Source organism: Pseudomonas sp. PDM13 (assembly GCF_025685765.1).
GTDB classification, from domain to species: Bacteria; Pseudomonadota; Gammaproteobacteria; order Pseudomonadales; family Pseudomonadaceae; genus Metapseudomonas; species Metapseudomonas solani.
This window is the reverse complement of record NZ_JAOTQU010000024.1, coordinates 111,651-121,019: the sequence shown is the minus strand read 5'-3', so window position 1 is coordinate 121,019 and position 9,369 is coordinate 111,651. Positions and strand designations below refer to the sequence as shown.

Here is a 9,369-nt window from a genome sequence, read left to right as displayed (position 1 = left end):
ACCCCTGTTACCGCCGTGAAAGGGCGGTGTCCTAGGCCACTAGACGAAGGGGACAAACAACACTAACAAGCATTGCTTGAAAATCTGGAGCGGGAAACGAGACTCGAACTCGCGACCCCGACCTTGGCAAGGTCGTGCTCTACCAACTGAGCTATTCCCGCAATACAACTACAACGTACAGCCAGAAAATGGCGTCCCCTAGGGGACTCGAACCCCTGTTACCGCCGTGAAAGGGCGGTGTCCTAGGCCACTAGACGAAGGGGACGCGGCCCGGAGCTTACAACAGCTTTGACGCTTTCTTCCGGCCTTCGTCGCTTTTGCCCTCAGGCTTCGCGTCGAAGTGGCGCGCATTCTAGGGAGCGTTTGGGCACCCGTCAACCCTTCGACAAAAAACTTTTAAAATCAACGAGTTCAGGGCAAAAACTGACACGGAGCTATCAGCAGGGTGGCCAACCCTCTACACTCCCGCAGAAAACGCACACGGGAGCTGTATAAAGATGTCGCCACTCGTGATCACCCTGATGGTAATAGCCGGCATAGCGGTACTGCTGATCATCGGCTACGCCAACCATATGGTGGAGAACAGCAAGCTGGAGAAAGCCCGGCTGCGCGCCGACCTCATCGACAGGTTGCGCCGCACCAGCATCCTCTCCGAAAGCCTGCCCGGCCAGTTCATGACCCCCGCGCTGAAGCTGCAGCTCACCCGCCTGCAATTGCTCTTCTGCGAGCGCCTGCTGCCGCTGGACAAGGGCAACGCCCAGCTCAAGGTCCAGGCCGAGGAACTGCGTGGCCTGGTGGCCCTGGGCGAAGGGATGCCGATCCGCAACGCGCCGCTGAAGATCAGCAACGAAGCCCAGGCCAAGGAAATCCGCTTCCAGCTGGAATCCCTGCACGGCCAACTGACCCGCTCGGCCAAGGACGGCTTCATGCCCGTCAACGATGCCAAGCGCTGGGTCAACGAGATCCGCGGCATGCTGGTGCAACTGCATATCGAGTTCTTCACCAACCTCGGCCTGCAGGCCCTGCAGGAAGGCCAGCCGCGCCAGGCCCGCCTGGCCTTCGAGCGCGGCGTGCAGTACCTGCAGAAGCAGCCGGAGCCCGCCCGCTACCAGAACCAGCTGCAGCAGTTGCAGAACCAGTTGGCCCGCGCCGACGCCCTGGCCCTGGACAAGCCGCCGGCCGCCGATGAGCCGAGCGAGCTCGGGGATGCCCTGAAATCCCTGGATGACGAAGACACCTGGAAGAAGAAGAACATCTACGACTGACAGCCCGGCCCCGCTCAGACAAGGACACCCACGATGAGCATTACCCTCTACGGCGCCCCGCTCTCCCCCTTCGTGCGCAAGGTGCGCTTGTTCCTCCTGGAAAAGGGCATCGATTACCAGCTGGAAATCATCACGCCCTTCGGCCAGCCCGCCTGGTACCGGGAACTGAACCCGCTGGGACGCATCCCGGCGATGCGCGACGGCGACTTCACCCTCGCCGACTCCAGCGTCATCTGCCAGTACCTGGAAGAAAAGCACCCCGAACTGGCCCCGCTCTATGGCCGCGACGCCCAGCAACGCGCCCGGGTGCGCTGGCTGGAGAAGTACGCCGACTACGAGCTGGCACCGCTGACCACCTTCTGCGTGTTCCGCAACCGTGCGCTGAAGCCGACCATGGGCCAGCCCTGTGACGAAGCAGCCGTACAAGCGGCGCTGCAGGACAAGCTGCCCCAGCACTTCAACTACCTGGAAAAGACCCTGGGCGATGCCGAATACTTCGTCGGCGGCGAGCTGACCCTGGCGGATCTGGCGCTGTGCTGCCAACTGATCAACATGGAGCACGGCACCGAGCTGCTGGACAGCGGCCGCTGGCCGGCCCTGGCCGCCCACTACCAGCGTATCCGCGCGCGGGAGTCGGTGCAGACGGTACTGCCCGGCGAGCAACGGACCCTGGCCAAGCTCAGCGGCGCGGCCTGACCGCCCTCCCCCGCAGAAACGAAAAAGCCCGGCATTTGCCGGGCTTTTTCATGGCGCGACCGATCAGCAGTCGGTCAGGCGCAGGAAGATCGCCGCCAGGTTCTCGATACCGGCCTGGTCCGCCTCACTGAAGCGGCCGACGCTCGGGCTGTCGAGGTCGAGCACGCCGATCAGCGCACCGTCCTTCACCAGGGGCACCACCAGTTCGCTGTTGGACGCGCTGTCGCAGGCGATATGCCCGGGGAAGGCGTGCACATCCTCCACGCGCTGGGTCTCGCGGGTGCGCGCGGCGGCGCCACACACACCCCGACTGAACGGAATGCGCACGCAGGCGACCTTGCCCTGGAAGGGGCCGAGCACCAGCTGCTCCTGCTTGTTCAGGTAGAAGCCCGCCCAGTTCAGTTCCGGCAGTTCGTTATAGAGGAAGGCCGAGAATTGCGAGGCATTGGCGATGAAGTCGCGCTCGTCGGCGAGCAACGACTCCAGCTGGGCGGCCAGCAGGGCGTAGCCCTCGAGGCCGGCACCGGCCTGTTGCAGGTCGATCATCGGGAAGTCTCCAGCAGCGCCCGGCCAACCCATTGGCGGGCGAATTGATAGGCACAGCGGCCATTGCGGTTGCCACGCCCGAGGGCCCAGCGGATGGCCGCTTTTTCCAACTCTTCATTCCATTCCCAGGCCAGGTCACGGGGCGCCAGGGTCTCGATCCAGTGGCGTACCACGGCGAGGAAGTGCTCCTGGGTGAAGGGGTAGAAGGACAACCAGAGGCCGAAGCGATCGGACAGGGCGATCTTGTCTTCCACCGCCTCATTGGGGTGCAGCTCGCCGTCGACCATCTGCCAGTGCTCGTTGTCGCTTTCCTTCTCCGGCACCAGGTGACGGCGGTTGGAGGTGGCGTAGAGCAGCACGTTGTCTGGCGCGCGCTCCAGCGAGCCGTCGAGCACGCTCTTGAGTACGCGGTAATCGCCTTCACCGGCTTCGAAGGAGAGGTCGTCACAGAACATCACGAAACGCTGCGGCAGCTTGGCCACCTGCTCCACCACGCGCGGCAGGTCGGCGAGGTGGTCGCGCTCGATCTCGATCAGGCGCAGGCCGGCACCGGCGTGCTCAGCCAGCAGCGCACGCACCAGGGACGATTTACCGGTGCCACGGGCGCCCCAGAGCAATGCATGGTTGGCCGGCAGGCCATCGACGAACTGGCGGGTGTTGCGCGCCAGCTGCTCGCGCTGGGCATCGACGCCGATCAGGTCGGTGAGGTTGAGATCCAGGCTCACCTGCAGCGGCTGCAGGTAACCGCCGCGCCCTTCGCGGTGCCAGCGGGCGGCGATGCAGTCCTGCCAGTCAATGGCCGGGCGCAGCGCCGGCAGCAGGGGATCGAGGCGCGCGAGAACGGCATCGGCGCGCTCCAGGAAGTCGTTCAAACGGGAATCCACAATAAACTCCTTGGTTCAGCTCGGAGAGCCGGGCTGTCAGCAGGTGGGATAGGCTATGCTTGGCAAGCCCACGGAACAAGGCCAAATCTTCACGCCCATGGATATCCCGCTGACCCAACGCCTGTCGTTCAAGCAGGCCAGCATCACCGTGCTGGTGGCGTTCGTACTCGGGACCCTTCTCAGCATCATTCAGGTCGGCATCGACTACGCCAGCGAGAACGCCTCGCTGGAGCGCGAGATCAATGCGCTGCTGGAAATCAGCCACAACCCCGCCGCCCGCATCGCCTACAACATCGACGCCGAACTGGCCCAGGAACTGGTGCTGGGGCTGCTGCGTTCGCCGGCGGTGATCCGCGCCGAGATCATCGACAACAGCGGCACCGTGCTCGCCAGCGTCAGCCGCCCTCGCACCGAGAGCGACTACCGCATCTTCAGCGACTTCCTCTTCGGTGAGCGCCGGGATTTCCAGGACCCGCTCTACATCGCCCACGCCCCCGCGGAAACCCTGGGCCTGCTGCGCCTGGAAGTGGACACCTTCGCCTTCGGCAACCACTTCCTGCGGCGCTCCATGCTCACCCTGATCTCCGGGTTCGTGCGCAGCCTGCTGCTGTCGCTGATCCTCCTGGTGCTCTTCTACAGCATGCTTACCAAGCCGCTGGTGGGGCTGATCCGCGCCCTCAGCGAAGGCGACTCGCGCAGCCCGGTGGACAACCGCCTGCCCTGCCCCCCCGGCCACGAGCAGGACGAGATCGGCGTGCTGGTGGACGTGATCAACCGCCAACTGGCGAACCTCTTCGCCGAGATGGAGCAACGCCGCGACGCCGAGGACAGGCTGACCCAGTACCTGGCGGAGCTGGAGAACATCGTCTCGGCACGCACGGCCGAACTGAAGGCCACCAACAGCCGCCTCAGCCAGTCCAACCAGGAACTGGACATGGCCCGCACCCACGCCATGGAAACGGCCCAGGCCCGTGCCGCCTTCCTGGCCAACATGAGCCACGAGATCCGCACCCCGCTCAACGGCCTGCTGGGCATGCTCGCCCTGACCCTGGACAGCCCGCTGAACGCCGAGCAACGCCAGCAGCTCACCATCGCCCACGACTCCGGCAACGTGCTGGTGGAGCTGCTCAACGACATCCTCGACCTGTCCAAATTCGAGGCCGGCCAGCTGGAGCTGGAAGCCATCCCCTTCGACCTCGGCGTGCTGGTGGAAGACACCGCCAGCCTGCTGTCGCAGAACGCCGCCCCGGGCGTGGAGCTGAGCTGCCTGATCGACCCGCGCCTGCCGGCCCTGGTGGTCGGCGACCCGACCCGCGTGCGGCAGATCGTCAGCAACCTGCTGTCCAACGCCCTCAAGTTCACCCGCTTCGGCCGCGTCGACCTGCGCGTCACCCCCACCGCCGAGGGTGTGCTGATCGGCGTTCGCGACACCGGCATCGGCATCTCCAGCGACGCCATGCCCAAGCTGTTCCAGCCCTTCGCCCAGGCCGGCGCCGGCATCACCCGGCAGTTCGGCGGCACGGGCCTCGGCCTCGCCCTCACCCGCCGGCTTTGCGAAGCCATGGACGGCAAGCTGCAAGTGCGTTCCGAAGAAGGCATCGGCAGCCTGTTCAGCGCCGAACTGCCCCTGGCCAGCCACACCGACGCCAAGCCGGCGCCGGCCCTGCAGGGGCGCGTCATCGCGCTGTGCGCCGCCGGTAGCGGCCTGGCGGAGCTGCTGAAAACCTGGCTGCCGTCCTGGGGCATCAATTACCAACGCTGCGATAGCGACTTCAAGCTGGCGGGCCAGGCGTTCGAACAGATCATCACCGACTCGCCGGAACAGCTGCAGCGCCTGCGCGACGAGAGCGCGGCGCCGATCCTGCTGATCACCGGCTACGGCAACTTCATCCAGGCCGAACAGGCCACGCCCCTGGCGCCGCTGCAGCAACTGGCGCGGCCATTGGCGCGCTCGGCGCTCTACCAGGCACTGCGGCGCAGCCTGCAGCAACTGCCGGACGAACCGGCGCCCAGCCCAACGCCCAAGCAACGGCTGGCGCGCTCGGCACGGGTGCTGCTGGTGGAAGACAATGCGGTGAACCAACTGGTGGCCAAGGGCATGCTCGGCAAGCTGGGCTGCGAGGTGCTGGTCGCCGCCCATGGCGGGGAGGCGCTGCAGATGCTCGCGGAACACCCGGTGGACCTGGTGCTGATGGACTGCAACATGCCGATCATGGATGGCTATGAAGCCACCCGGCGCATCCGCCAGAGCGGCAACTGGCCGGGCCTGCCCGTGGTGGCCCTGACCGCCAACGCCCTGCCGGACGAACGCGAACGCTGCCGCGCTGCCGGCATGGACGACTACCTGGCCAAGCCCTTCCGCCGTGAAGAGCTGGTCGCCCTGCTGGACAACTGGCTGCCGACTACCCAGCCAGCCCAGTGAAGCGGCCGAGCAGCTCGGCCAGGCGACCGCGCAGCTCCACCATCTCATTGAGATCCAGGCCATTGCTGCACAGCAGTTCGGTGCGCAGTGCCGACACCTGTTCACGCAAAGCGACACCCACCGGACTCAGCGCCAGGTGCACTTCGCGCTCGTCATGGGCCGCCCGACGGCGCTGCACATGGCCGAGCTGCTCCAGGCGCTTGAGCAGCGGTGTGAGGGTGCCGGAATCCAGCATCAGGCGCTCCCCCAGGGCCTTGACCGTGGGTTGCTCGGGCGGCGCGGCATGCCACTCCCAGAGCACCAGCATGACCAGGTACTGCGGGTAGGTCAGGCCGAGCTGCTCCAGCATCGGCCGGTAGCCCCGGATCACTGCGCGCGACGCGGCGTACAGCTTGAAGCACAGCTGGTTGTCCAGCAGCAGGTCGGCGTCGGGCAGGGCTGGCAAGGTCATTTCAGCAGCGCTTCGATCTCGGTGGCCAGGTCTTCCGGCTTGGTGGTCGGCGCGAAACGCTTCACCTCGCGGCCTTCGCCATCGATCAGGAACTTGGTGAAGTTCCACTTGATGCCCTTGCTGCCCAGCAGGCCCGGCGCGCGGCTCTTCAGCTCGACGTAGAGCGGATGGGCGTCGGAACCGTTGACGTCGATCTTCTTGAACAGGGGGAAGCTGACACCGAAGTTCAATTCGCAGAACTCGGAGATGGCGCCCTCGTCACCCGGCTCCTGCTTGCCGAACTGGTTGCAGGGGAAGCCAAGCACCACCAGCCCCTTGTCCTTGTATTGCTGCCAGATGCTCTCCAGCCCCTTGTACTGCGGGGTGAAGCCGCACTTGCTCGCGGTATTGACCACCAGCACGGCCTTGCCGCCGAAATCGGCGAGGGTCTTCTGCTCGCCCTTGATGGTGGTGACGGGGATATCGAAAAGCTTGCTGCTCATGGACTTTCACCTGGAGGAAGGAATGACGGCAGGAAGATAGCTTGCAATTAAATTGCACGCAATTTAATTGCCGTAAAAAAGACCCGCTCATTAGCGGGCCTTATGGATCAGGCTTCGCGCGGCACCAGCTTCAGCGATACCGAGTTGATGCAGTAGCGCAGCCCGGTCGGGCGCGGGCCATCCGGAAACACGTGGCCGAGGTGAGCGTCGCAGCGGGCGCAACGCACCTCGATACGGTGCATGCCGTGGCTGAAATCTTCCTTCTCGGCGACCGAGACGTCATCCACCGGCTGGAAGTAGCTCGGCCAGCCGCTGCCGGAGTCGTACTTGGCATCTGAGTCGAACAGCGCCGCGCCACAGCACGAGCAGTGGTAGATACCCGGCGTCTTGGTGCCGTTGTATTCACCAGTGAAGGGGCGTTCGGTACCCCCCAGGCGACAGACGTGGAACTGCGCTTCGCTCAGCTCTTCACGCCAGGATTCTAGGGGTTTGTCCAGCTTTTCCATGGGTCACCTCGGCTACGGAAAAAAGCCCGACCAGTACCTTTTCCGGTCATCGGGCCGCACGTATCATGCGTGGCTTTAGACGCCAGTCTGGCAGCGGCGTTACAGGCTGCCAAGGCGCAGTTTCCTCAGATCGGGACACGAACAACCATGCAGGTCAGCAAATCGAACAAGCTCGCCAACGTCTGCTACGACATCCGCGGGCCCGTGCTCAAGCACGCCAAACGCCTGGAAGAGGAAGGCCATCGCATCCTCAAGCTGAACATCGGCAACCCGGCGCCGTTCGGTTTCGAAGCCCCGGAGGAAATCCTCCAGGACGTGATCCGCAACCTGCCCACCGCCCAGGGCTACAGCGACTCCAAGGGCCTGTTCAGCGCGCGCAAGGCGGTGATGCAGTACTACCAGCAGAAGCAGGTGGAAGGCATCGGCATCGAGGACATCTACCTCGGCAACGGCGTGTCCGAGCTGATCGTGATGTGCATGCAGGCGCTGCTCAACAACGGTGACGAGGTGCTGATCCCGGCCCCCGACTACCCGCTGTGGACCGCCGCCGTGAGCCTGGCCGGCGGCAAGCCGGTGCACTACCTGTGCGACGAGCAGGCCGACTGGTTCCCCGACCTCGAAGACATCAAGGCCAAGATCACCCCGAACACCAAGGCCATGGTGATCATCAACCCCAACAACCCCACCGGCGCCGTGTACTCCAAGGAGCTGCTGGAAGGGATGGTCGAGCTGGCTCGCCAGCACAACCTGGTGCTCTTCTCCGACGAGATCTACGACAAGATCCTCTACGACGAAGCCGTGCACATCTCCACCGCCTCCCTGGCGCCGGACGTGCTCTGCCTGACCTTCAACGGCCTGTCCAAGTCCTACCGCGTGGCCGGCTTCCGCTCCGGCTGGGTCGCCATCTCCGGGCCCAAGCAGCGTGCGCAGAGCTATATCGAAGGCATCGACATCCTCGCCAACATGCGCCTGTGCGCCAATGTGCCGAGCCAGCACGCCATCCAGACCGCCCTCGGCGGCTACCAGAGCATCAACGACCTGGTCCTGCCCAACGGCCGCCTGCTGGAGCAACGCAACCGCACCTGGGAGCTGCTCAACGACATTCCCGGCGTCAGCTGCGTCAAGCCCATGGGCGCGCTCTACGCCTTCCCGCGTATCGACCCGAAGGTCTGCCCCATCGTCAACGACGAGAAGTTCGTCCTCGACCTGCTGCTCTCCGAGAAGCTGCTGATCGTCCAGGGCACCGCCTTCAACTGGCCCTGGCCGGATCACTTCCGCGTGGTCACCCTGCCCCGCGTCGATGACCTGGAACAGGCAATCGGCCGCATCGGCAACTTCCTCAAATCCTATCGCCAGTAAGGAACGCCAGCATGGGCCAGGCCAGACGCTACCTGCTCACCGGTGCCAGCTCCGGCATCGGCATGGCCCTGGCCCGGCGCCTCGCCAGCCAGGGATATGACCTCGCCCTCGCCGCGCGGCGCGAGGAAACCCTGCAGCAACTGGCCGAGGAACTGCGCAGCCAGTACGGTCGCACCATCGCCGTGCTGCCGCTGGACGTCACCGACTACGCCGCCTGCAAGGACGCCGTAGGCCTGGCGCAGAACGCCCTGGGCGGCCTCGACGGCCTGATTGCCAACGCCGGCATGGGCCTCGCGGGCAAGGCCGGCAGCGGCCGCTTCGAACGCTACCGGCAGACCCTGGAAACCAACCTGCTCGGCGCCATCGCCTGCCTCGACGCCGCCACCGAAGTGTTCCGCGAGCAGGGCCACGGCCATCTGGTCGCCATCGCCTCGGTCGCCGGCAAGCGCGGCCTGCCCGCCACTGCGGGCTATTCGGCGAGCAAGGCCGGGCTGATCAGCTACATGGAATCCCTGGAGCTGGAACTGCACCGCAGCCCCATCGCCACCACCCTGCTGCTGCCCGGCTACATCGACACGCCGATCAACCAGGATGCCGGGCCCCGGCCCTTCCTCATCGACGTCGAGCGAGGCGCCGCACTGATCGCCCGACACATCGAGAAACGCACGCGCAGCGCCTATGTGCCCGGCTGGCCCTGGGCCCTGATCGGCCGCCTGCTGCCGCTGCTGCCCACCTCGCTGATCGCCAGGGCGCTGTGA

At 65.4% G+C, this 9,369-nt stretch carries 10 protein-coding genes and 2 tRNA genes; 5 read left to right on the top strand and 7 right to left on the bottom strand.

Annotated elements, in window-relative coordinates; genetic code table 11:
- Positions 1-85: 85 nt before the first annotated feature.
- Together OEJ36_RS23195 and OEJ36_RS23190 are read right to left on the bottom strand one after the other, a co-directional pair.
- Positions 86-161 (bottom strand) — tRNA-Gly (locus OEJ36_RS23195).
- 28 nt (positions 162-189) lie between these two features.
- Positions 190-265 (bottom strand) — tRNA-Glu (locus tag OEJ36_RS23190).
- A 232-nt stretch (positions 266-497) separates the two neighbouring features.
- Here OEJ36_RS23190 and OEJ36_RS23185 point away from each other — a divergent pair.
- Both OEJ36_RS23185 and OEJ36_RS23180 read left to right on the top strand, forming a co-directional pair.
- Positions 498-1,265: a hypothetical protein gene (locus OEJ36_RS23185; RefSeq protein ID WP_263403534.1), complete on the top strand. Its 768-nt coding sequence runs from the start codon at positions 498-500 to the stop codon at positions 1,263-1,265.
- Positions 1,266-1,298: 33 nt separating this feature from the next.
- On the top strand, positions 1,299-1,961 hold the full coding sequence (locus OEJ36_RS23180) for a glutathione S-transferase family protein (protein WP_263403533.1): 663 nt from the start codon (positions 1,299-1,301) through the stop codon (positions 1,959-1,961).
- Positions 1,962-2,024: 63 nt separating this feature from the next.
- On the opposite strand, the gene OEJ36_RS23175 is transcribed toward OEJ36_RS23180, so the two are convergent.
- Entirely contained in the window at positions 2,025-2,507 is a 483-nt protein-coding gene (locus OEJ36_RS23175; RefSeq protein WP_021217357.1) for a GAF domain-containing protein, read from the bottom strand.
- Positions 2,504-3,391: an ATP-binding protein gene (locus tag OEJ36_RS23170; protein ID WP_263403532.1), complete on the bottom strand. Its 888-nt coding sequence runs from the start codon at positions 3,389-3,391 to the stop codon at positions 2,504-2,506. Before OEJ36_RS23170 ends, OEJ36_RS23175 begins: the two co-directional genes overlap by 4 nt.
- Before the next feature lie 97 nt (positions 3,392-3,488).
- Here OEJ36_RS23170 and OEJ36_RS23165 point away from each other — a divergent pair, with 97 nt between their 5' ends.
- Positions 3,489-5,813: a response regulator gene (locus OEJ36_RS23165; protein ID WP_317891600.1), complete on the top strand. Its 2,325-nt coding sequence runs from the start codon at positions 3,489-3,491 to the stop codon at positions 5,811-5,813.
- Here the strand turns inward: OEJ36_RS23165 and OEJ36_RS23160 are convergent.
- From OEJ36_RS23160 to msrB, 3 genes are all read right to left on the bottom strand, one after another.
- Positions 5,794-6,264, bottom strand: a complete 471-nt coding sequence (locus OEJ36_RS23160) for a MarR family winged helix-turn-helix transcriptional regulator (RefSeq protein ID WP_263403530.1) — start codon at positions 6,262-6,264, stop codon at positions 5,794-5,796. The two genes, OEJ36_RS23165 and OEJ36_RS23160, sit on opposite strands and share 20 nt — an antisense overlap.
- Positions 6,261-6,746, bottom strand: a complete 486-nt coding sequence (locus tag OEJ36_RS23155) for a glutathione peroxidase (protein WP_021217361.1) — start codon at positions 6,744-6,746, stop codon at positions 6,261-6,263. The genes OEJ36_RS23160 and OEJ36_RS23155 overlap by 4 nt, the downstream gene beginning before the upstream one ends.
- A gap of 107 nt (positions 6,747-6,853) precedes the next feature.
- Positions 6,854-7,252 carry a peptide-methionine (R)-S-oxide reductase MsrB gene (gene msrB / locus OEJ36_RS23150; RefSeq protein WP_021217362.1) on the bottom strand — a complete coding sequence of 133 codons (399 nt, stop codon included), beginning with the start codon at positions 7,250-7,252 and terminating at the stop codon, positions 6,854-6,856.
- Positions 7,253-7,399: 147 nt separating this feature from the next.
- Between msrB and OEJ36_RS23145 the strand changes: the two genes are divergently transcribed.
- Both OEJ36_RS23145 and OEJ36_RS23140 read left to right on the top strand, forming a co-directional pair.
- Positions 7,400-8,611 (top strand): pyridoxal phosphate-dependent aminotransferase, encoded by a 1,212-nt coding sequence (locus OEJ36_RS23145; RefSeq protein WP_021217363.1) that lies wholly within the window; start codon positions 7,400-7,402, stop codon positions 8,609-8,611.
- 11 nt (positions 8,612-8,622) lie between these two features.
- Entirely contained in the window at positions 8,623-9,369 is a 747-nt protein-coding gene (locus tag OEJ36_RS23140; protein WP_263403529.1) for an SDR family NAD(P)-dependent oxidoreductase, read from the top strand.